Raw genomic sequence first — 22,379 nt, forward strand, 5'->3', positions numbered from 1 at the left:
AAAGGACTGAAGCACATGTCCTCTTTTAAAAACGATGTTGTAACAAAAAAGAATATATGTAGTCCATGAAGTTAATTTTTGTGAGTTGCTTATGTCCGCGCCATTCATAATATTTTATATCGCCGAGTATATGTTTTAATTCTTGATTTTCTAACAGCTCAACGGTCAAATTGACTTTTTCTCTTATGCTGCGCCCTGTTTTGCCGATTGCAGGGTTTTGAATGATTGTTCTAATCAATCCTAAAAGAACATCTGTTAATTCTAAACCGACTTCTGTATTTTTCGGCAGCATTTCGCAACTGTTAGCGATGAATTTTTCACCTCTGTATAGTGATTGGCTATTAAGATCAGTGACCAGGGTTTCACTTAGGTTAATTCTGTCATATTCATTTGCGGCCTCAATGTAAATATCGGCTGACACGGTTGCTTCACTTCCGTATCCCCTGATAAGTCCGTAAATCAAACGTTCCGGCAATTTAGAATAAATCGTGGCTTCTAAATCCTTTTGCGCGAATAAAGGTTGTGAAGTAAGGAAACCATAATGATAATTAATAACGTTCAGTTTTATGTAATCCTTATAGAGTATGAACATTTCAATCAAATTTATGATATTTGCTTTGTCCATGTGTCCGCCGTTGTAATTTTTCCAGTGTATATTTAATTTCCCTTTTCGTAAAAACCAATTCATATATTTAATATCATCACATTCATAAACCTTTTTGGGTATGGATAGCGATCCTAAAAGATTGGGCCTTTGCTGTATTCCCTTACCTGATTCATCAAAAAACACGTTTATTTGCTTTGTGTGGAAGGTATTAAATAAGTGAGACATTTTTAGAATTCCCCTTTTTATTTTTCTTCTTGAATTCGCACTTATTTCATGTTACCATCATATTATATAGTAATACCATGGTTTGTTAACGGACATAATAAACTTACTCTCATTCAACGGTGAATGCGAGTTTAAACAAAAGCAACTCATTCAACGGTGAATGCGTTGCTTTTTTATTACATATTTCTTTACAACTTGAGATTGTGAAAAACTTTAATGGGGTAAAGTGACAACTTCCCACAAACTACATTATGTAAACTAAAACAGTCCATATTTTATAAAGAAAGCCTAATCTAATAGGCTTTCTTTTTTTGCATAAAAAAAGACCCTCAGAAAAGTTATCTGAGGGGATATTTATCCACTTTGAGCGTACGTTTTATTCTTATAGGGTACAAAATCCTTCTTTTTTTCAATCTCAAAATTTCACAATCTCGCTTTAATTATTTTACTTTTGCGCCTGTTATTTTTCCTGCATAGATGTTTACCTTTCCGAACTGGTCCGTCTTGATCGTGTACACGTCCGTTTGGGGATTCGCAAGAATTTCGTATTTAAGGCCGCCGAATTTTTTCGGGCGCAAATAGTTTATCTCGTTTCCTTTGACGGGCGCTTTGTTTGTCGGATAGATGCGCCATGAGTCGGCAGATGCCGGAAGGTAAACGTATTTTTTGCCGTTAGATGATGATTTAGAAGAATTGGATGATCCCGTAAGCTTCAGCACTTGGCCAACTTTAATCAAATTCGGATTCTTGATGCCATTCAGCTTTTGAAGAGTAGTCATGCTAATGCCTTCTTTTTGGGCGATTTCAGATAACGTATCCCCTTTCTTGACGGTGTACGTCGCCCTCCCCGTCTTTGTTTCTGTTTTCGCAGGTGAAGATGCTGCCCCGCTGATATTGGCTTTAAATGAGTCCCACCGATCGAGCAGCTTGTGCGGGCATTGTTTTCCTGACCAGTGTTTATGAGGTACTACGTTTGAAAGGGAAATGCCTTGCTCCTTCATAAGCTTTTTAATCAACCATTGCGCGTTCGCTACGGCTTTATTAAAATCTCCATCGCTGTTTTCGCAAATTTCAATACCGATAGATTTTCGGTTTCCGGGTCCGTTCCCGTCTCCCGCGTGCCACCCGTTTTCATTCAATGGAAGATGTTGATACACCTCTTTTTCGTCAACTGTAAAATGCCAACTTGTAGCCGTTCCCGGATTCTTTACATAACGGGCGTGCATGGCCGCGTTTGCCCCTTTTTCTGTGTTTGCCGTGTTATGAACTGTGATGTATGCCGGGTTCATTGCGTTGCCGGGTCTGTTATTGTGTCCTACTGGAATAAAGTCCTTTGTAATTTTCACCATGTTTCATCTTCTCCTATTCTTTTTTTGAAATAAAAAGAGCTGCCGGGTTAGCTAGCAGCCTGATCATCTTTATTGGTTGTTTTTTCGCTTTCATTTTCAATTACGTGCAAACGGTCTGTGATAAATTTTGGAATCTTGACGCCGATCTGCGCAAGGTTCTCTGTAATTGAAAGCCCCTCATTGGCGATATAAAAAAGAACGGTTCCAAATGTCAGGACGCCGTTCAGATTAAGAATTTGATCTACAAAGTTGGCCACAATGATCACAAGGAAGTTGAGCATTTTCCGGACGTAACCAAACCAAGCACTTCGGCTTCGTAAACTTTTAAATTTCCATGCCTTAATTACGCCTGTCAGGATGTCAATAATGCTGAAAACTAGCAGTAAATCAAGGTATTTCACACCCCCAAATAGGTAAACTCTCGCTAAATCTAATGTTTCAAGGTTATTAATCACAATTGTATCCTCCATTTTTTGTTATCACCTCCTTAGAGGCAAAATAAAAAAGCCGCCTTTTTGCCGCTTTTGATGTGTAGTAATTATTCTGATGTGACGTTTGCTGAATTCCCGAAATTCTCCATGTCAGCTTCTAATTTTTTTATATAATTCTCTAGTTTTTTTATTGTCTCTTCCTGTTTGCTCATTTTCTCCGCCTGCTTTTTAGCCATGAATTGTTCTGTCATAAGCATGTCTTCAGCCAAGACCCATTTTTGCTGATATTTTGCTGCTTTTTCTTCGAAAATGGCCGCCCTCTCTTCGGCGTCAGTTTCCTTCACATCTTGTTTAAATTCCTGCATTTTTCAATCTCCCTTCAATGTCCGTGACCTGTTCTTTGAGATTTTTAACGATCGGGATTAATAACGTCAAAAGCCTATCATACATAAGGCCTTCGATCTCCCTTTTACCGCTTTCGTCAGCCTCACCATAACTCACAAATTCTTTTAAGCCCGCTGCTTCCACATCTTCAGCGATAAGACCAGGAATTCTTGTGATATAAGGTTTGTCTCCTTCGTCTACCTCGCCGTTTTCAGTAGCCAAAACTTCAGCATAAGACTCCACTGCATTTTTGTCATACCAGGTTTTGGGTATTAGATCGAGCACCTTTTCATATTTGTCAGCCGGAAACTCTTTTATATTAACTTTATATTTACTGGCGGACGTAACGCGACCAAGCGTTCCATATGATGTAACATAGACGTTTGCCGCGTTTGAGTAGGTACGGTTATATATTGCATTTGAATAAAAACGCGGCCCGGAGCCGTCAGAAGTCAGGTTAATATCTCCCCCGTTTTTCCCACCGTACAAGCTAAGACCGGAAAGAACCCCTTCCGTCATGATCTGCGCGTGTTTTGTGGCCTCTCCCATCAGCACCCTTAATGTCCCTTTGCCGTCGCTTAAATCTTCAGTAAGGGATAGCGCCCCGCCTGTGAGTGTTAAATTTCTTGTTCCAATGTACAAAGATTTATTTGTTATAGATTGGATCGCTAACATATTCGCGTTTACACCAAAATACCCCATTGATTTTGAACCTTTGAAAAATTCAAGTGCCGGGCCGGATCTGTCGCTCGAGCTACTTATTCTTAATTCTGTGTTGTCATAACTGGATGTAGCAGACAACATACCAGATTGAATAGTTATCCGTGTGGAATCGCCAGTGATCGAACCGCCATCCGTTATTACTTTTCCTTCAGTAACCTGAAAAAGACTAAACTTGGTATTGTCTTCCCTGTCTTTTCTTCTCATATAGATTTCAGATGCCGTTAAATAGCTGACATTGTACGGGTTAGGATCTTCAAAAACCATTTTACTTCCCGTTATTGTTGCCGCATTAATGGCTATACCATTTAATATGCCAAAATTGATTTTATCAGCAGAAAGAGTCCCTATTTTAGAGTTTGTTATTGATAGATCTTCTAAGTGATTTGTTCCGATTCGGACGGTTCGTGCCGAAAATTCTTCTGTATAATCACTTGCTGTGCCGTGATAATTTACTGCCCTTATTCGGTAATACCAAACATTATCAACTCCGGCTTTATCATGAATCCATCCTCCCTCTTTTCCTTTCCATAAAATAGAGGCTTTGGATGGTGCAAACCCCTTCACCTGTGATCCATGAACTTCATAGGCTGCAATATATGAAGAGGAATCAAAAGTCCATGAAAGCGAAACACTTGAGAATAATCCCTCGATTGTTACATTCTCAGGGGTTGGGGGCTTTATATCCGGAAAGCTGCCGTCCGTCACTTTTGTATCTCTGTTTATGTTTTTAAGTGATTCCTCAATTTCATCAATGCGTTTGTCTGACTCATACACATCTAAAAATTGGCCCATTTCTACTTTCCTTGTTTCGTCCGGATTTGAAATGTCATATTCAAGGGCAATGATACGGGACTGAAATTCTATTGAATCAACTTGCGTTCGATCTATGGCTATTCTTGTATCTCCGAGTGAAACTTTATCAGTAGGGATGACATCAAGCGTGTAATTCCCTTCCGGCTTTGAAGCGACATTTACCAATTGTTCATAGGTTTTTTTTAGTAATTCTTCGGGATCTGTAATGTTTTCATCTTGCCATTGGCCGAACGTATTAATAATTGATCCGTCCGAATTCTGTAAACCATACTTGGACTTGGCTTCGGGAAATTCAACCCATTTTTGACCTTTGGGTTTATTTACGGGATCGCCTGCAGATACAGACCATACTACATCTGCAAAATCAATGTATCGGGAATTTCCGCCGTTCTCTGTTTCTACGCTGCCGCCCCAACCATATAAAGCAGAAACAGGGTAAGTCATTTCTGTATAGTGAATATTTTCTACGTTATATCCGACCTCAAAACGATCCCCTTCATCCACGCCGCGCCGATCAACTATATTAACTACTCTCTCAGTAATCTTGTTTGTTTCTTCATCAAATGAGACAGTGAAACGCAATTCGCCGCCCCATGTATCAATAATTTTCGAAATGGCTTCATAAGCGCTAATATGATAAAAATTAGTTGATTGTAGGCCAAGTTGTGCCGTGACATTTCCTGTCCATCTTGTTTTTTCTAAAACTCTGTCTAACGCATATTGCTGCGTGGCATCCTGCGGACGTATATCCTCAATAATAGCTTCTAGTAGCTCCATTTCTGCGGGCTCGCATTGCACTATTTTTTCAGGGCCTTCCGCTCCATTGCTTTTGTCTATTTCCCTGATCTTAAAAAGACGAAAAAAACCGTCTTCATCTTTAAAAAGGACTTGATTTAACCCCGTTACATGCCTGCTGTCATCATGGGAGGCATCACATGTAAATGAAAAAGATGACCCTTGGTTCAATTCCTCTCTGAATGTGGCGGAATGAAAATTACAAGCTCCTTCCGCATCAGTCGATAAAATAGCCAAGGGTTGATCACCCTTGTCTAAAATCCACATATCGGCCATGACAACCCCCGCCCTTCATAAATATTTGTTAATCACTCGCATAGTGCTTGAGTGAGTTGATCTGATTTTCATTTTCTTTTTTGGTGGGATTTTGAAAAACTCAGACTTGATCAATATTGCTGTGTTTCTCTTGGTGTGGTTGACTGTAGCAAGTCTTTTTGAGAAGTCAATAATGAGTTTGTCATCTTTTACGAAATTGTATTTCAGATATACCCCTGCTTGTAAGACTTCAGCCTCATTTAAAAGCTCCACATTGAATTCGTTTGCACTGCTTTCGAAAGTATATTCGATAATCGGATAGGTCGGGGCGCTCCCGGCGCTCGAAATTGTTGTAATACCTGTTGACAATGAAAATACCGATTCTTTTCCGTGTTTATAAGGATCGGGACAGATGAAAGTGATTGTTCCTTTTCCGTATTTAAAAACATCATCCAATTGGCCTTCCCCATCAATAACCGCGAAATATGTTCTATCAGGTTCATCAGAAAAGATAAGGGGTTTAGCTTCATCGGTCACAAGCCATTCCGCGACTTCTTCTTTTGCCTTTTCCATGTCGTCAACGCCTTTTATTACAACGGAAACGCTTAAAGGACGGGCTTTTACTTTCTTTTGCTTCGGATATGCACCAGGGCGACCAGGGATTTCAACCATATCCCATTCTATCGGGGCCCACATCGGCCGTTCTGTGTCTACTGTTGCATGAAAAAAAGGTTTTGATATTCCGTTAAATTTTATTGTCATTTGTAACGCCGCCTATCTCGGTAAGATTGGCGCTGCTGCGCTTTTGTTATGTCCTTTTCGGTTGCCGTTGCGAATCTTTGACTATTTAAGACTAAATCTGTTTGTATTGTTGGTATTTTGATCTCTAATGGACGTTCAAAAATCGAACTTGCTAAGGTTCGCATAGCTTCGGCCATACCTAAATCATTTGATTTTTGTTCCCCGCCCCATGCAGGCATACTCAAAACATCGGTTGAAAAATCTTTGAAACTTGGAATTTGAGGCGTGGCCGCCGCCGCCAATTTATCAGCAGCATTTAAAACATCTTTTTCACTATCTCCCAGGCCAATTTCTATCCCTTCGCCTGTCCACTTACCAACTTTAATCATTACTTTTGAAGGTGAAGCAATGTGTAGGGTTTTTTTGATTTTTTTAGTAACACCGTTTGCCACATCTTTTGCCTTTTTGAATAATGATCCGGCCATTGAACTGATACCCTTTATTAAGCCATTAATAATGTCTTTTCCTACCTGTAGCAAATCAATACTTTTGAAGAATCCTGTGACCTTTTCCCATATGCTTTTTACTTTGCTGAATACAGACCCCATCTTGTCTCCGACGGATCCAACCATACCTTGGAATTTGTCTTTAACAGTCTGCCAAATCCGCCCCAAAATAGAAGAAAAGAATTCCTTTACGGAATTCCAAACGCTTGTTACTTTGGTTTTGGCTGCAGTCATTTTTTCGCCGACGGAAGTGACAATGCCTTGAAATTTATCTTTGACCCAACCCCAAATTTTTCCGAGGGCTTCCGAGAACACTTTTTTAATGTCTCCCCACATCTTACCTATTGGGCTCAAAAGCTTTGATGCTAATCCTGTGAAGAACTTCAAGAGTTTTCCTATTCCGAACAACTGAACCCAATTCCAAATGAGCTCAAGCGCGCCGGAAATGATTTTTTTAACGGCTTCCCATAATCCCTTCCAATCGCCAGTGAAAAGGGCCGCGAATGCTTCCACAATTCCCATGATTATCTTTAAAGCGCCGTCGATGACCCCTTTTATGTTTTCCCATACCGATACTATTATTGATTCTATTAAAGGCCATGCCCATTTAAAAAGCGTAACAATCGCGTTTATAATTGGTGTGATAAATGCTGATATGGCATTCCAAATGTTCATGAAAGCTTCCTTTAATTTCGGCCAAATTTCCATCCACCAACTGCGTACTTCTTCAAATTTTTGCATAATAAAATCACGTATGGCTTGTACAACGGGCTGCAAATACGTCCAAATTGCTCCCCAGATTTCCTGAGCTTTTTGGCTGATTGTTTCCCAATTTTGCCACAGAAGAACGCCAACCGCTACCAGGGCAGATATTGCAGCGACAATGGGTAAAATCGGAACTGAAAGCCCTGCAAATAAAGGAATAAGGGCCGAAACGGAGCTTACTAAAGATCCTAATATCACAAGCAAAGGGCCGACGGCCGCCAGTAACGCCCCTAAGCCTACAACTACGTATTGCATGGTCGGAGATAGTGAAGAAAAGGCGTTAGTAAGGAAAGAGATTGCGTTTGTAATAGTCGGCAACGCATTGCTTGCAAGATCCAGTAACACATTTCCCACGGGTTCTAATGCTAAAAGCAACTGCCGCCACACGGCTGTGAATCGTTTTGAGAATGATTCTTCAGCATTTTGCGTCATTTTGTCCATCGTCCCTGAAACATCACCGATTTTCCCGTCAATGCCGCCCAGGGCATACATCGCATCAGATTCCAAATCTTCCCATTTAGTTCCGAATAGAGCAACGCCGATGTTATTCGCTTCTACCTGGTCATCCATGCCCTTTAATTCGCCTAAAACAGCGTTCGATACGTCTTTAACAGTCCCTTTTCCTGAAAGAAAATCCTTCCACACTTTTTGTGTCTTTCCGGATAGTTGTCCCATTGCTTCACTGGTTGATTTTGATCCGTCTTTTACTCTTATCTGAAATTCTTTCATAACGTCATTAATATAATCGAGGTTATAGACGCCCGCCTTGCTGCCTTTCACAAGTAATTGAAAGTATTCATCGGCCGAAAAGCCCATTTTCCCGAATAAAGGCGCGTATTCGCTCAAGTTATCAAACATTTCGTTCGAGAAATTCAAGCCGTTTTGAGCGCCATAGGCCATCAAGTCAAAAGCTTTTGCGGAATCGACTCCAAATCCTTTCATTACGTTGCTGCCTGCCCTGGTCACTTCGTTCACATCAGCGTCAAACGTCTCGGCCAAAACCATTGCGGATTTTGTAACCTTTTCTAATTGTTCATCATTTAATCCCTGGATGTTTTGACGGGTTTGAATAAGAGAGTCGGAAACCTCTTCCAAACTCTCCCCAAATCCTGACTTATAGATGTTTTTCGCCGAGTTTGTAAGCTGCTTCGCCTTTGCGTCTGTCAGGCCTAAACTGTTTTGTATTTTTGTTTGAGACTTCCCAATGTCTAAAGCCGCCGCGATTCCTGCCGCTCCCGCTGCAGCCATAGGAACAGTTAGGTATTTACTTAAAGATTCCCCTGTGCTTTTCATCTTGTCGCCAACTTGCGAAAATTTCTTTTGAAGACTGGCAACGCCTCTATTTGCGCCGGATGGATCAAAAATCGAATCTATAACTATTCTTCCATCTGACAAATTAACGCCCTCCTTTATTCCGCAATGCTGCCGCTAAGTCGTTCATTTTTCGGTCAAGCGCTTCAACCTTTTTCTTAATTCTTGCTTCGTTTTGCGGTTTTTCTTTTAGGGCGTACAAGCGTTTTAGCTTTTCTAACCGCCTGCGCTCTTCTTTGTCTTTTGGTAACTCGCGCATTCGTATATTCACGACTTCGCGGAATTTTGTTTTTTCGCTCAAACCGTTCAATAGGGCTTTAAACTTTTTCCAATGTAGCTTCCCTTGTTGTTCAATTAGATCAATATTGTAATCAAACAAAAAAGACGCGTAGATGTAGTCCGCGTCTTGGGTAAAATCATAATATGGTTCATCGGAATAGCTATAATCTTCGATGTCATCGGAATTCTCCGAGGGTTTTTCTGTCCTTTCCGCAATTAGGTAGTCAAAGACTGCGTTTGCAAATGTGACTTTCTCTGAGAGACACAGCCCTCTTATATCTGCCGGATTAGCGACAAACATTTCAGCCAACATTTCCCATTTCTCCGCATCGGAAAAGTAGTCATCTTCCAATAATTCGAAGGCCTTTAACACAACATCGAAAGATAGCTTGACTTTTATATGCTGCCCTTCAAATGTGATTATGTCTTTAAAGCTGTCAGTTAACTTCATAAAGGTATCACTTTCTATTCACATAGGATGCGCGCTTTTCTGCTTTGACCTTGCTTGCTTTATCCTCCAAGAACTCTCCCACGGCTTCGATGACATTATATAGGTTTTGCATGGATTTCCCGCAGGCTTCATAAATCGGATGAAAAGATCCCTCGCCGAAAAATGTGTCCATTATTTCTTCTGCTTCTTTTAACGCCTTTGCCGTCATTTCGTCCTGCTCTGCTTCTGTCATTTCGTCAAATTTTTTGTTGGTAGCATCCACGGAAGACCGATAAAAAGCTCTCATTCTCCGTAAATATCTTCCCAGGCTTTCATCATCATAAGCAAGCCTATATACTTTCCCGCCTATTTCAAATTCTTGTACAGTTTCTTCTAAATTAACCTTGATTACTGTCATTTTTTCATCCCCTTTAAAAAAGAGTGTTAGCAGCCGCTAACACTCTATCTTTTTTGTTATTCTTTTGGTGCTGTGAAGTAGATCCAGTTACTCTGTTTTGATTCTCCGCCTTCGCCAACGGCCGTTACAAAAAAATTATAGGCTGTTCCTGGCGTTAAATAAGTAGTGCTCCAACTCGGATTACTTACCTCGGCTATTTTCACGCTAAATCTGTAAACACGGTATTTCTGAGCGCCCGAAACAGTATCCCATGTTAATTTAACTGATTTGTTCTTCAAGTCCTGATACTGGAAGTTTTCCGGCGCTTTTGGTGGCGTGACGAATTCTACCGCTTTTGATTTCAATGACTCTCCGCCATCATTTACGGCCGAAACCCTGACAGTATAATGCGTTGCGCCTGCAGTAGATAGAACGTAAGATGTTTCCGTTGCTTTGATCGGATCTGCAAGCCCGCTGATATAAATTAAATAGTAATTTGCCCGCTCTGCAGCATCCCAAGCAAGTTTGGCTTCGTCGTCTGTTATGCTAGAGACTGAAACGTTTGCGGGCGCGTCAGGGCGTCTCTTTTTGTGTTCTCGTTACAATTTCAGTTTTTGGTGATTCACCTTGAGAATTAACGGCCGTAACGTTTATTGTAAGTTGTGTGTCTGCAGCCAATTCATTCGCTGTATATTTTGTTTCTGTGACTTCCTGTGCGAATTTTTGATCTGCACCTCTATATATTTTGTATGAGTCCGCCCCTTCTACGGCATCCCATTCCACTGTAACGGTATTGGCTGTAGCTGTGTACCGTAGATTTTGGGGCGCATTAGGGCGTATCTGAACCTATTGTTTCTCTTGGCGTGCCATTGAAATGAATTTCCACGCTCACTTCACCTTTTCCGGCAGCTTCACCGCTTGGTCCTCCGGTAACGGCGACAGTGATCGTCCCTTCTAATGTAACGCCATCCGGCTGCTCCCATCGCATGCTAGTTTCCCGCTCATTTCCGATCTTAATAAATTTCGAAAAGATCCAATCTTGAGCCGGATCACCATAATAACGGTGGCCCTCAAACGCAACTGTTAACTGACCGCCCATGACTGTACTTGTACCAAGGCCGCCGCCATCTAAATAATTATCCTGCGCGATATTTTCATTCATCTGCGGATCAAAGGAATTAAATCCTTTTGCCAACCTTGTCCATGTTGGCTTTTCTGCTTCAGGCGTTGTATCAATAAAAAATTTGTGTGACGACTGGATTAATAGGCCTTCTTTTTGATTTTGTGCCATTTAATTCACTCCTTATTTTAAATAAATCTCCGCTTGAAACATGGCCGTATATATAGCCCCTTTTGGGGTCGTCTCGACGATATTAGGAGATGTATACATATTGCATGTCACGAACTCAAAAGACCCGTCATGGCTAACGATAGCCCCATTTATTAATTGGTCTAAGTGGTCTGATATTTGCTGACACGTTTTATATGATTTCTCCTGGCTACGATGGCGCACTAATATCTGAAACGGGAATGTATATCCTCTCTCCATGGCCATGTTTTTTTTGGACGGCGGACCAGGTATGGCCGATATAGAAATGTCATTGTCCTTCACTAATCCGCCGACACTTAAAGGATTTTGAAAAAGCGAAATGTTGTTTTCGATATACTCTTTCATCCGATCAAAAAAATCCATCTGCATCACCTATATAGATCTATTTCTCAACTCTTCAAGCAAGGTTAACCAACGCCGGAGAAAGATAGATTTTGCCGCTTCAAACCATAACCCGCGGGCGTTGGGATTCCTGTCTTTTGAGAAATTATACTGAGGATTATAATAAAGCTTTTTGGCGTAAGGCGTGTCCCAAATCAGCTTACCTTTCTCAAAATCTGAACTTCGCTGAGAACTACGAATCAGATTTGATGTATCCTGGGGCGCGTAATAATTAGCGTCTTTCAGGACTTCAGAAGAGAGCAAGAATTGTCCTTCCCTATTAAATTGATTTATCCTGCGCGAAACATTTCCCATTTCGATCCGAATGTTCAGTCTCATTTTATTTCCACCTCGTAATGATGGGGCGTTTTTGGATTTTCATCATATAAGGATCTGACCCGCTGAATTTCATACTTACGCCCTTCAAATGTTACGATGGACTTCTCTTCCGGCCGCTTAAACGGTTTTGAATTTAAACGATCAATAAAGATAATAGCCTCACCCTCTATATCATTTCGGGCGTTACTTCTCATAACTGCTGTTACGGGCTCTACTCTGACATTTTCAATAGTCAGGGAAGGCGCAAACCCGTCACCCCATCCATTAGATTGATCGCTATATTCCTCATAATCAATTGTATGGACCAGGAGATTAATAGGTATTGGTTTAGCCATGAACGGACACCCCACGATATAACAGGCCCGTATGAGCTAAATAAGAAAGAACAGAAGGGCTGACGCGGGCCGCCTGATTACCTTCACTTCTGTTCCCGCCTTTGCTGTAGCTAAATGAGCCAACACTTACACTATCCATTTCATCTGATCCGGCGTTAATTGCCGCGTCTCCGCCCTTCATTACATAAAACTCAACTTGCGCCGCCGTCGCTTTCATAATCAAATCTTGAATTAAAGGGGGGAATTTCTCCAATTTCTGTCCATAAAGCTTGTAATTTGTAATTTGGTCGATAATGTCCGTGGCCCGGTTTATATATTTTTCTAATTCGGAAGAATCAGGGGCCGCAGCCCCTGTATAGACATTGTTGTAATATTCCGGAGTGATATAAGGCATGTTCACCCCTCTTTTCTATTCCTTTTTGCTGTCTTTTTTGGTTTTTAACTCTTTCTGAGCCTTTTCGAGAGCTTTTTGTGCTGCTTTCAATTCTTCTTCAAGCGCTTCGATCTTGTCCAACGCTTTATTGTGCTCACTGACTGGCACTGTGCGGCCGCCCGTGGCTCTTTTCAGGATATTTCCGGTTTCGTCGATCTGATCATATCCGTCCCTTAGATAGCCGCTTACGCGTTCATCTGAAACGGTCAAGACACGGTTTAGCTTTTTCACTCTTGCCATCATAATCCCTCCTTATTCTGCCGCTGCTTGTGTTTTGGTGACGATCTCTGACATTTGAGATTCTCCACCAGGGCCAACGGCTGTTACATTAACAGTCAATTGTGTATCTGCACTTAATCCGGTGATTGTGTGTGTCGGTTTTGTCACGCTCTTATCCAGGCGTTTGTCAGCACCTCTGTATACGTTGTATGATGTCGCCCCGTCTACCGCATCCCATTTCACGGTAACGCTGTCTGCTGTCGCCGTGTACGATAGATTTCGGGGCGCATTAGGGCGTATCAGGTTTTGAAACGTTAAACACCATGCCAGGGACTCTCCGTTCAATGGCAAATACATCCCAGTATTTCCGCTCAAAGTACAGGTATTTCCCGCCTGTTTTCGCGCTCGGTTCATCAACTGATACAAATTCATAGCGCTGCGGCGAAAGCATAGAATCAGGATGAATAAGAATCATATTAATTTGTACTGCTGATTTATCGACTACCGCCCCTTGGGTGAAGTCATAAACTGTTTTCATTCGTGAAGAAGGGACAGGTTTTACGATGACTTCATCCAGTGAACGAATGCCGCGGCTGATATTGCCGTTATTGTTTGTTACAGATAGAGAACGTGAAATTTTGTCAGCGTTTTTAAGATCCGTATAAACAGGAGCAGAAACATATAAAATGCGGCCTTCCAACGGTACTTCGGCCTCGTCCATTTGCAGCATCAATTCATCAAAGACGCCAAGAGCATTGCTTTCATCTATTTTTGTCGTTTCAGGTTTGCCGCCGTATTGTTGAAACTCAGAATATAGCTTTGAGGCCATGTACTTATCCATTTCCGGGATCTTTTGCTCGTCATTAAAGGTCTTTGTAATATTCGCGATGCTGACGGCCATGTTTGTTTCGTCAATATCTACCGGATCAACCAGGGTACGGAATTCACGGTCATGGGCAAGCGTTTTAGTTTCCCAACTATTGTCCACCTGACGTGAAAATGTGCCGATCTCATTACGGTTGTAATCGGTCATCCCCGTTACATCAATGCGTGGGATTTGAATTGTTTTTGCATTTATCCATTTAATACGTGTATTGTTTGGCGTGTTGTAAAGCTCTGAAAAGTATAATCCTTGTGCGAATCGCTGTTGTAATCCTTGTGCGTAAAGCTCGGCATAGTTTGTGTTTGGCATATTAGTTACCTCCTATTTTTTAAACGCAGCCGTCCAAGCGTCTAACTCGGTCGGTGATTGCTTTTGATGTTGGCCGTTTGTAAAACGCGGCTTTTCTGTTTCCTCCTGGTCCTGCTCTGCAAAATGCGGATATTTTTCAACAACCTTTTGAATGGCTGCGGCCATGTCCGTATCATCAGACAAAAGATTTTGAGCCAATGTGACCACATCTGCGACCGAATCAGCTTTTACGCCCGCTTTCATTGCTGAAATCTGCGCTTTAAGCGTTTCGTTTTCGCTTGTGAGTGTTTGGTTATTAGTCTCAAATTCTTTTAAAAGCTCGGCCTGTTTTTCAGCTTCCGTTTTTTGCGAATCCTGGATCTCTTTAAGTCTGTCCAGGCCTTCTTTGGCGCTTTTGAAGTCTGAAACGCCGAGTTGCTTGAGTAATTTTTCTTGTGCTTTTTTCGCTTCTTTGGCCGCAATGTTGTTTACCTCTTCTTGCTTGAAAACCTTGGTGTCCTCTTGTGAAGTTTGCTGCGTGTTTCCCCCGCTGCTTGATTGACTATCTTCCGGATTCGCCGCCGGATCGGTGTTTTGATCATCAGCGCCGCTGTTTGTAGAATCTGAAAAGAATTGTATGTTTAGGCGCAAAAATTTTGGTTTCTGTCCCATGTTAAAACCTCCCAATCGGGTAATGTACTTCTGTTTTCTTTAACGCCCACTACAGATAAACGGGCAATAAAAAAAGCCTTATCCTAAATAGACGGAAGGCTTTTCTTCTGACGGTTTCTCTTTTTCAACTTCTGCTTCTGCAATTAGATAATTAATGGCTCTCTTTAAATCTTCTATTTCAGAAACCAGGGCATCATATTTTTTTTTGGAAATAAACATAATTTTGCTGCTCCTTAATTGTAAATTTGTTCGCGCTCTCGTCGCCGTGTGCGGCCCGTTTCTTCCAGGAAGGCCCTTAACCTTGCCTGCCCGTCTAAAACCTTCCTGCGCGCTCGTTTCGCTCCAATTTCATCATGCATTTTCTCAAATGCTGCAAGCTCTCTTTTGTTGTCCCTTATATTGCGCTCAAGCGCCCTCTGTTTTTGGCTGTCTTTGTATGCTTTTTCGTTCCGCTCGGCATTAACAGGATGGTAACGCTGTTGTGAAATACCTGGAATGTAGGGGTATTTAACATGGCCGCAGTTAATTCCAAATAAACCATCAGGTTCACCCATGGTCGTACTTGATAGCGCAGGGTATCGGGGATCATTGCCGCTTCTGCTAAATATCTTCCCCTGAAACGGGGCGCATTTCGGCCGGGCTCCCGAATGTGAACTAATTTCCACAAGATCAACGCCATAACTCGTAAAGCGCGCTTCTTGCATTTCGTTTGTCACGTTGTTTCCGATGGTGCGAATGACGGTATAAGCATACCCTTCAGCATATCTACGGCCGCCATTAGCCGTTTTCAGAACAGGTATCCCCTTTGCCGCCCATTGCTTCATTGTGTCCCGTAAGGCCTGTTGTGAAGTTTTCGTACCCGCTAATACTTCGGCCGTTGTCCTTGTGATTATGTCGCGGTATATCTGTTCTGACTCTTTAAGCATGGTTGAATTAATCATGTTAAAAGTATCATGCGCCTGCTTCTCAAATGCATCTAATATTGTCCATATTGCCGGATCATGTTCGACAGGCCGAGCCTGATAAAACGCCTTGCCCTGATCCAATGCTCTTTTGAGTATAATTTCATTCGGTTCTATTCCTTCAAATCCGACACCAGTTAATATTTCTCTGATGACTTTGGCCGAAAACCTACTTTTTCGCGATATGACCTTAACATTCTCCCGTGTTAGCCCGCCTATTTGTTCTAACTTATCGAGATACCAGGCGTTAGCATCATCTTCTAACGCTTCCGGATCGTCTGCTAATAACTCAGCGATATTCTCTAAAATTTCTGTTTGAATGGCTGAATACAATTGAACAATGGGCCATGATAGTTGTTCGGCCCGTTCAGGCGTTATCCTGGCCATTAAGAATCCCCGCTATATAGCTGATCAATGTCAGGCATTTCATTTGCTTGTTCCTCATTTACTGCCTGTATCATGTTTTTTGCCTGTTCTTCAGTCATTTTAAGAATACGCATAAGGGCGACATATCTCGGCATCAAACGATTATTCATGATTTTTAAATAGAAATTGGCGTTTGCGTCCCGATCCTCAGCAATGGAATCATCAAAATCTATTGTTACTGTGTAATCATCCGGAACTGGAAATACATCGTAAAGCATAGCCACCTCACAAATGGATGTAATGAGGCTTTTTAGTCCCTCTTCAACAATAGTTTCATGGCTGTTTTTTGTTTTAAAAGTCTTGCTATTTTCGCTTACAACTTCGGTTGCTGTTTTAACCCCTTGGCCGTCGAAAGAAAACACGCCAGGGCTAAATCCTATTTGCATAGCAAAAACATCTAATAGGGATTGTATTGCCTTCACATGCTCTTCTATTCTTAATTCAATTGTGTTATCGACAATCTTTTGGCCGTCTACATCCTCCATATTTAAGGCCTCGTATGCCTCGTCATTAGCATCAAAATAACGGTTGATTTCTCCGGTGTCTCGGTTAACAATTGTCCTAATTGCTGTATGCGGAACAATGATGCGCCTTTTCCCTATTCTAAATTCACGGTTATAGCTGTCAAAAGCTGTATCAAGAGCTTTGATTGTGTCAATCGCATTTGCGAACAGTGATATTCCTAACGGGCTCTGTAAATCAAAGTTATTTGCTACGTTCGGTTTTATATAGACAAACAAAGGACGGGAAAGGCCTTTTATTCTTGTTTCTTTTTCCAAACCAGGGTATATGAGCTTCAATGGGACTTCCGTTCCGATCTCCTCGCTATTGTCTGATTGAAATAGTTGATTTTTTATTACATATACCGCGCCGTCCCACTGATGCCATTCAAGCAACGTCATCCACTTGTTCCCTTTTCGGGTTACAGTTAAGAACACACCTTCCGTTATCTCGTCATTCGAATGGGCTATAGGGATAAAACAATCCGCAGTGACATAGCCTATCTTTATTTTTTTTTGCTTATTCCGATCTTCCTCGATATATGCTTTTAACCCCATTCCTCCGAGAGCGAACATATATTCTAAATGTGTCTGAAACTGTCTATAAAAATTGTTGTATTCAAAAACATCATTTATTTTCTCGAAAAGATTCTTATCAGAAACATTGATTGCACATTTTTCATTGAAGATAAGGCTTGCCATTTCTTCGCTTGCAACTTTTGGCATATTCAATGAATCCATTCGCCGGGTGCGTCGCCCTTTCTCAATTGTCATATAAGAGACTGCATGAAATGGCTCACCTTTATATTTTTCCAAGTGCCCTTTATATAACGGCAACCATACAGTTTCAATCAAATTATAAAATTCATCATTGACCGGAAGTGCCTTAATGTCCGATATTGACTTAATATTTTTGATTATTCCCATTTTTTGCATCACCGCCTTTATCTTGGCTATTAGGCTTTTGAACATCGTTTCACCGCCCTATTTTACATACACTTTATAAAAGTAATTTACGCTATACCTGAATTCGTCCATGCTGTGGTTATCTTTATCAATCGGCTTACCGTTGTCGTCACGGCAATATAAGCCGCTTTCTTTTATGAAATGGTAATGATCATATTTTTCATCATCAACTAATCTGAACATGCCTTTTGTTATGACGTTCTGCGCCCGCTCGATTCCGACTTCAATGCCTTTTGAGCTGCCCTTAATGTCTTTGGCGTTATTGTCAGCCCTGGACGTATCAATGCCAATAAGGTGCAGCTCTTCACGTAGCGACTTACACGCCGGATCAACAAAAAAATCTCTATACTGCATCTGATACTTTTCGGTGCAGTGTTTTACAAACTCATTGATCTCCCTTGCGTATACACTCATAGCCTTTACTTGCCCCGTATCCGCGCCGGAATGGTAATAATGAGCGACACGGTTTAGGCGGAATTCATCTTCATAACGGGTGACGATATTACATGAGACACTTGTCGCGTCAGACTGGCCGCCGTCAGCTGTAAAATACATTTCGTAAGGCTTGCCAAGCAATGCCCTTTCTGTGTGCGCCTCAAGGTCAAGCATTCCATATATAACGCCCTGCGGATTGACCCGCTTCCCTTCCCAATCTCGCTTAAAGAGATACGGATTTTTCTTCAGCGTGTCGTATATCTCTTGTTTCCTGTCGTCAGTCAAAATAGGGTTGTCGTGAATCGTCCAGTGCTGCCATCTTGTGTTCTGAACGTGAAACACATCTTTAATAACAGGGTGATTCGGGGCAGGCGGGTTTAAATCGGCAAGATGGTAGCGCATCCTGGCAGCAAATGTCCGCCGGAAGCATTCCTGAATCATATCCATGTGCAAAAGATTGATTTCACAGAACACCACTGAGCCTAACGACATCCCCGTAATCGCCTTAACGCTATCAACCTTACCGCCGCCCTTGTAATAGACTTTCTTTATCCCTGCGGGCGTCTGAACCTCTAAATGATCGCCTAATTCATCATGTTTCACTTTGGCAAGGCTGCCGAATTGGTGTTTGAGGCCCGTCCCGTCCCCGTCTATGAAAAGCCTGTACGCTTGTTCCTGGTTATAAGCGACGATCAAATGATTTTCGTCCGGCGTCAACGACAAATAGAGCGCATAACGAAAATGTCCCGCTGTCGTTTTCCCTGAACGCGGCGTGCCTTCGTTGGCCTCAAGGGTATGATCAAAGGGGCGTGAAATAACATCCGCTTGCTTTTCAGAAAAGTTAATTTCCATCGTCCGCATTCCCTTTTTGTAGCGAATTGAATAGATCCGCAATGTTTGAGATTAGTGCCGTGTCGCCTTTGTCGCCTTTCAACAACTTAATGCGCTCTTTTGTCAGCTCGGTTTCAGCTTTCATTTTTTCTATCTGCGCCTTGCTCATTTCGTCTATATGGGCATTCTTCGGATCAAACATACCTAAATGCTTGCCGATCATTTCAAGAGCCTTCAGGGGATCACCACGCTTTATTCTCGTTGTGATCTTGTCGGCCGTTTCGTCACCGTACGGAACTTCTGTAACGGTTTGCGTCAATTCGGTTATGATCGTACCGTCTATGTCTTCAGGATCGCGCAGCTTGACGCGCCCTGTCTCTTCATTCCATGTCATTAATGATTTAATATCAGCAAAAGCGAATTTTGCCAACTGCTCCAAAACCCTATCCGCTGTTATATTGGTGCGCTGCGACCGCCTCTCCATGGCCTCAGAAATGGCTTTTTCAATCTTAGGGTTTCTTAGGAGCTTATGACTCTCAACCGCGGCCACCGCCTCGCTTTTCACCTTATATCCTGCCCTTATATATGCTTGTGTTGCATTTAAGTCTATTAGATATTCATCAACGAATCTCTTTCGTTTAGGCGTTAATTTGCTCATTACATCATCACCACCTCCATCAACTCTTCTTAATGCATTTATTGAACATACAAACGTATTTGTTTCCTGAGAATGACCCCCACACGCACTTTCTGCATTTGTGGTTGTCTTTCGCTTCTTGCAAGGCCTTTTCTCTTGCTTCTTCCTGCTTTATTCGTGCGTATGTTGATAGTTTCATATTATCCGCCCTCATTACGCCCCTTTATTCATATGGAGACGTTTCGATATTTTGACTCGTGCCCTGCGTACTGTCGTCTGAACTGTACTCTTCGCCACTCCAAGCATGGCCGCGATCCTTTCATATGAAAATTTTTCTCCTTCATGCATGACATAGATTTCTTTCTCCCGATCTGTCAAAACAGAAAGATATTCCCTGATTAGCCCTTCTTCTTCTTCGGTTACACCGTTGCCCGCATTCGGCCGCACTGAATGCTTATCAGAATACATAAGGGCCATTTTTTCAGGATCTTGAATCAACAATCGTCTCCATTCGCTCTGCCTGTTGATTGAACGGCGCAACCCTGGCTGCCTTCCTTTTTCGATAAACCCAATTGTCCATTCAAGATCTGAAATGATTCTCCTGATCGTCTTTAAATCGTTTGCTCGTTTTGACGACGGATTTTTTTCTACTTCCGCTTTAATCTTTTCAAAGAGATACCTTGTATCATCCAATGTCTTCATGTAACTGATTAATAAATCTCTCATGTCTTTTCCCTCCTTAACACAAAAAAGCGACCCCGCTCATTAGCAGTGCCGCTCTTCCGGAAATGATATGTGATTGAATCATAAAACCTGACTCCCACAATCAGGCGCGGCCCTTGACCCTTTCACTTAACCGCTTGTGTCACCCATACGAACGTGACACCACCACATGATCACAATAACAATAATATGATTGATATTATGATTATTATTGTTATTGTGGTTGTTATTGATAACAATATTGTTTTCTATTCAATGTAGAATTCGCCAGTATAGAATGTACCTTCCGTTCTGACGTGATTACCTTTTGAATCGTAACGCTCCACGTCTGCTTTGAAACGGTACGTTCCTTTCTTGTTATCGAACATTTCTTTAATGCCCCACTCGTCAACGTCGTGTTGATCCGGCTTTAATGGGTTTGGAGAATTGCCGTCTAACGTTTTCCACTTGCCGTTTTCCTTCCGCTGCAGGGACAAGTTAGGGCCTGCAATGTAGTCATTGTCATTTTTGACAGCAACCTTAACCACTTTGTCTTTGCCTAAAACATGGTGCTGCTTTGTTGGATTTGCGCTTACGCCATATCCTGATGCCATTCTGCATCACTCCTTTTAATTTGTTGTCCCTTTCCACTAAAAAAGATCACTGTCGGGGGAAACAGTGATCTAAAAAAAGGCAATACTTTGACAGATGAACATCAAAGAGAAAGGGGATAAACCATTATGGAATTTTTCCACCGCCGCAAGATCGGAAGCCCTGTAAGACTTCCTGATAACATAATAGCACACCTTAAAGAGTAAAAAGTAACGATAAAGTAACAAAAAAGTATCTTTTAAGGAGACATCCAGACAAAAAATATAATCTTAATCCAATTTGAGTATATTTGATAATCCGATCATTAGCTTATCAATTACGATATTTCTGATCCTATGCACATGTTTTTCGTGGTATCCCATGACTGCAGCCACTTGTATCATTGGTTTAAGTTTAAAATAACGTTCCTCCACAAAAGTGCGTTCGTTCTTTTCCAGTCTGCTGATCGCTCGATCTATTGAATTTACTATCAATTTATACATTTCCATATCCTCTTTGAGATCCAACGCCTGTCTACTTTCAAGACGATCTAAAACCGTATCCTCAACCTTGCTCTTGATGTTGAATGTTCCGGACGATCCTGCATCTGCCGAATATACTGCGGTAACGCTTGGCAAAATCCAATCTAACTGTTGTTGTATGTTCGCAATACCGACTTTGTAAGAATTATAATGTCTCAAATAGTTTTCAATAGCTCTTTTTTTGTCTATTCTTTCTCGTTTCATAGGATCTTATCCGCCTTTCTGTCTTAGATGCTTTGGCCTTTCTCGGCTTCCTCAATTTTTTGGATGGCAGTCTCCAGGTAAACTGCTTTATCCAGAGTTTCTTCTAAAGCGTGCTGCAGCCATTCTTTTAAACTGTGAGAATCGGTCTTAATTTCCGTCCCATACTTTTTCATTCCCTTTGCCTGCTGCGCTTCTATTTTCTTATATAGATTGTTAATAATCGGATTTTGTGTCATTTAAGATTTTCCTCTCTTATAATGAGCCCTAGCGTAGTAACAGACATCTTCACGCTTAATTTTTTTGCAATGTCCTTTTGTTTATACCCTTTTTTCAAGTATGATTTTATTTCCGCTAAAAGCTCCGGCGTGCGTTCAATTTTTTTGTTTTGCAATGGTATCCCCAATGAGTTTCTATGATCGTTATACTCCCACATATATTTAAAACCAAATTCCTTTGCAATCTCGTATTCTTTCATCCCCTTATCTTTTCGTTCTTGCCACTCTTCACGGCTGAAATAATGAATGTCGGGATACTCTTCATCAAGATTGTTTTTCCTCTTCCAATGGGTTAGGACTCTCGGTGAACAGTATAGCTGCTCTTCCGCCATTTCCGCATCCGAATAACCCTGTTCATACAAATTTTTATATTGTTCCTTGGTGAATCCTATCTGATCAAGAATACACACTGTCAGC

Annotated in this window: 30 protein-coding genes and 1 pseudogene; all 31 read right to left on the reverse strand. The window is 41.6% G+C overall.

Features of this window, described 5'->3' with window-relative positions; all coding sequences use genetic code 11:
• Positions 1-25: 25 nt before the first annotated feature.
• The gene (locus RUW00_RS22330) at positions 26-832 is read right to left on the reverse strand and encodes a DUF3800 domain-containing protein (protein WP_315956804.1); all 807 of its coding nucleotides are present in this window, start codon (positions 830-832) and stop codon (positions 26-28) included.
• 440 nt (positions 833-1,272) lie between these two features.
• Positions 1,273-2,181: an N-acetylmuramoyl-L-alanine amidase gene (locus tag RUW00_RS22335; protein WP_048367537.1), complete on the reverse strand. Its 909-nt coding sequence runs from the start codon at positions 2,179-2,181 to the stop codon at positions 1,273-1,275.
• Positions 2,182-2,228: 47 nt separating this feature from the next.
• Positions 2,229-2,651: a phage holin family protein gene (locus RUW00_RS22340; RefSeq protein ID WP_048367534.1), complete on the reverse strand. Its 423-nt coding sequence runs from the start codon at positions 2,649-2,651 to the stop codon at positions 2,229-2,231.
• A 68-nt stretch (positions 2,652-2,719) separates the two neighbouring features.
• Positions 2,720-2,977, reverse strand: coding sequence for a hypothetical protein (locus tag RUW00_RS22345; protein WP_048367533.1), 258 nt, complete (start codon positions 2,975-2,977; stop codon positions 2,720-2,722).
• A complete protein-coding gene (locus RUW00_RS22350) occupies positions 2,964-5,603 on the reverse strand; it encodes a phage tail spike protein (RefSeq protein ID WP_053075454.1) in 2,640 nt (879 codons plus the stop codon). The genes RUW00_RS22345 and RUW00_RS22350 overlap by 14 nt, the downstream gene beginning before the upstream one ends.
• Positions 5,604-5,618: 15 nt before the next feature.
• Positions 5,619-6,344: a distal tail protein Dit gene (locus tag RUW00_RS22355; protein ID WP_048367531.1), complete on the reverse strand. Its 726-nt coding sequence runs from the start codon at positions 6,342-6,344 to the stop codon at positions 5,619-5,621.
• Positions 6,341-8,989, reverse strand: a complete 2,649-nt coding sequence (locus tag RUW00_RS22360) for a phage tail tape measure protein (RefSeq protein WP_048367529.1) — start codon at positions 8,987-8,989, stop codon at positions 6,341-6,343. Before RUW00_RS22360 ends, RUW00_RS22355 begins: the two co-directional genes overlap by 4 nt.
• A gap of 1 nt (position 8,990) precedes the next feature.
• Positions 8,991-9,635 carry a Gp15 family bacteriophage protein gene (locus RUW00_RS22365; RefSeq protein WP_048367526.1) on the reverse strand — a complete coding sequence of 215 codons (645 nt, stop codon included), beginning with the start codon at positions 9,633-9,635 and terminating at the stop codon, positions 8,991-8,993.
• A gap of 7 nt (positions 9,636-9,642) precedes the next feature.
• Entirely contained in the window at positions 9,643-10,032 is a 390-nt protein-coding gene (locus RUW00_RS22370) for a hypothetical protein (protein ID WP_048367525.1), read from the reverse strand.
• A 56-nt stretch (positions 10,033-10,088) separates the two neighbouring features.
• On the reverse strand, positions 10,089-10,376 hold the full coding sequence (locus RUW00_RS22375; RefSeq protein WP_048367523.1) for a fibronectin type III domain-containing protein: 288 nt from the start codon (positions 10,374-10,376) through the stop codon (positions 10,089-10,091).
• A pseudogene (locus RUW00_RS23085) lies at positions 10,365-10,574 on the reverse strand (fibronectin type III domain-containing protein); the annotation flags it as partial. The pseudogene RUW00_RS23085 and the gene RUW00_RS22375, both read right to left, overlap by 12 nt.
• A gap of 10 nt (positions 10,575-10,584) precedes the next feature.
• Positions 10,585-10,851, reverse strand: coding sequence for a fibronectin type III domain-containing protein (locus tag RUW00_RS22380; protein ID WP_082141624.1), 267 nt, complete (start codon positions 10,849-10,851; stop codon positions 10,585-10,587).
• On the reverse strand, positions 10,841-11,302 hold the full coding sequence (locus RUW00_RS22385) for a phage tail tube protein (RefSeq protein ID WP_048367521.1): 462 nt from the start codon (positions 11,300-11,302) through the stop codon (positions 10,841-10,843). The genes RUW00_RS22380 and RUW00_RS22385 overlap by 11 nt, the downstream gene beginning before the upstream one ends.
• A gap of 12 nt (positions 11,303-11,314) precedes the next feature.
• Positions 11,315-11,704, reverse strand: a complete 390-nt coding sequence (locus RUW00_RS22390) for a minor capsid protein (RefSeq protein WP_048367519.1) — start codon at positions 11,702-11,704, stop codon at positions 11,315-11,317.
• Between the two features lie 9 nt (positions 11,705-11,713).
• Entirely contained in the window at positions 11,714-12,061 is a 348-nt protein-coding gene (locus tag RUW00_RS22395; protein WP_048367517.1) for a minor capsid protein, read from the reverse strand.
• Positions 12,058-12,396 (reverse strand): putative minor capsid protein, encoded by a 339-nt coding sequence (locus RUW00_RS22400; protein WP_048367515.1) that lies wholly within the window; start codon positions 12,394-12,396, stop codon positions 12,058-12,060. The genes RUW00_RS22395 and RUW00_RS22400 overlap by 4 nt, the downstream gene beginning before the upstream one ends.
• Positions 12,389-12,790, reverse strand: coding sequence for a head-tail connector protein (locus RUW00_RS22405; RefSeq protein ID WP_048367513.1), 402 nt, complete (start codon positions 12,788-12,790; stop codon positions 12,389-12,391). The genes RUW00_RS22400 and RUW00_RS22405 overlap by 8 nt, the downstream gene beginning before the upstream one ends.
• A gap of 15 nt (positions 12,791-12,805) precedes the next feature.
• Positions 12,806-13,069, reverse strand: coding sequence for a hypothetical protein (locus RUW00_RS22410; RefSeq protein ID WP_048367511.1), 264 nt, complete (start codon positions 13,067-13,069; stop codon positions 12,806-12,808).
• Between the two features lie 12 nt (positions 13,070-13,081).
• A complete protein-coding gene (locus RUW00_RS22415; RefSeq protein ID WP_254661901.1) occupies positions 13,082-13,393 on the reverse strand; it encodes a fibronectin type III domain-containing protein in 312 nt (103 codons plus the stop codon).
• Positions 13,338-14,240, reverse strand: coding sequence for a hypothetical protein (locus RUW00_RS22420; RefSeq protein ID WP_048367602.1), 903 nt, complete (start codon positions 14,238-14,240; stop codon positions 13,338-13,340). Before RUW00_RS22420 ends, RUW00_RS22415 begins: the two co-directional genes overlap by 56 nt.
• Before the next feature lie 12 nt (positions 14,241-14,252).
• The gene (locus RUW00_RS22425; protein WP_048367600.1) at positions 14,253-14,891 is read right to left on the reverse strand and encodes a hypothetical protein; all 639 of its coding nucleotides are present in this window, start codon (positions 14,889-14,891) and stop codon (positions 14,253-14,255) included.
• A 78-nt stretch (positions 14,892-14,969) separates the two neighbouring features.
• Positions 14,970-15,110, reverse strand: a complete 141-nt coding sequence (locus RUW00_RS22430; protein WP_155641728.1) for a hypothetical protein — start codon at positions 15,108-15,110, stop codon at positions 14,970-14,972.
• Positions 15,111-15,124: 14 nt separating this feature from the next.
• Complete coding sequence (locus tag RUW00_RS22435) at positions 15,125-16,240, reverse strand: phage minor capsid protein (RefSeq protein ID WP_315956805.1); 1,116 nt, start codon at positions 16,238-16,240, stop codon at positions 15,125-15,127.
• Entirely contained in the window at positions 16,240-17,751 is a 1,512-nt protein-coding gene (locus RUW00_RS22440; RefSeq protein WP_048367595.1) for a phage portal protein, read from the reverse strand. Before RUW00_RS22440 ends, RUW00_RS22435 begins: the two co-directional genes overlap by 1 nt.
• 12 nt (positions 17,752-17,763) lie before the next feature.
• Positions 17,764-19,041: a PBSX family phage terminase large subunit gene (locus tag RUW00_RS22445; protein WP_048367592.1), complete on the reverse strand. Its 1,278-nt coding sequence runs from the start codon at positions 19,039-19,041 to the stop codon at positions 17,764-17,766.
• Positions 19,022-19,669, reverse strand: a complete 648-nt coding sequence (locus tag RUW00_RS22450) for a terminase small subunit (protein ID WP_053075461.1) — start codon at positions 19,667-19,669, stop codon at positions 19,022-19,024. The genes RUW00_RS22445 and RUW00_RS22450 overlap by 20 nt, the downstream gene beginning before the upstream one ends.
• Positions 19,670-19,861: 192 nt before the next feature.
• Positions 19,862-20,374, reverse strand: coding sequence for a sigma factor-like helix-turn-helix DNA-binding protein (locus tag RUW00_RS22455; RefSeq protein WP_048367589.1), 513 nt, complete (start codon positions 20,372-20,374; stop codon positions 19,862-19,864).
• Positions 20,375-20,619: 245 nt separating this feature from the next.
• Positions 20,620-20,964, reverse strand: coding sequence for a hypothetical protein (locus RUW00_RS22460; protein ID WP_048367587.1), 345 nt, complete (start codon positions 20,962-20,964; stop codon positions 20,620-20,622).
• Positions 20,965-21,231: 267 nt separating this feature from the next.
• Positions 21,232-21,687: a sigma-70 family RNA polymerase sigma factor gene (locus RUW00_RS22465; RefSeq protein WP_048367585.1), complete on the reverse strand. Its 456-nt coding sequence runs from the start codon at positions 21,685-21,687 to the stop codon at positions 21,232-21,234.
• Between the two features lie 23 nt (positions 21,688-21,710).
• Positions 21,711-21,923 carry a hypothetical protein gene (locus RUW00_RS22470; protein ID WP_048367584.1) on the reverse strand — a complete coding sequence of 71 codons (213 nt, stop codon included), beginning with the start codon at positions 21,921-21,923 and terminating at the stop codon, positions 21,711-21,713.
• Positions 21,920-22,379, reverse strand: a 460-nt coding sequence (locus RUW00_RS22475) for a hypothetical protein (protein WP_315956806.1), incomplete at its 5' end; no start/stop codon positions are given. The genes RUW00_RS22470 and RUW00_RS22475, both read right to left, overlap by 4 nt.

It is taken from the genome of Bacillus sp. IS1 (assembly GCF_032461585.1).
GTDB classification, from domain to species: Bacteria; Bacillota; Bacilli; order Bacillales; family Bacillaceae; genus Bacillus; species Bacillus velezensis.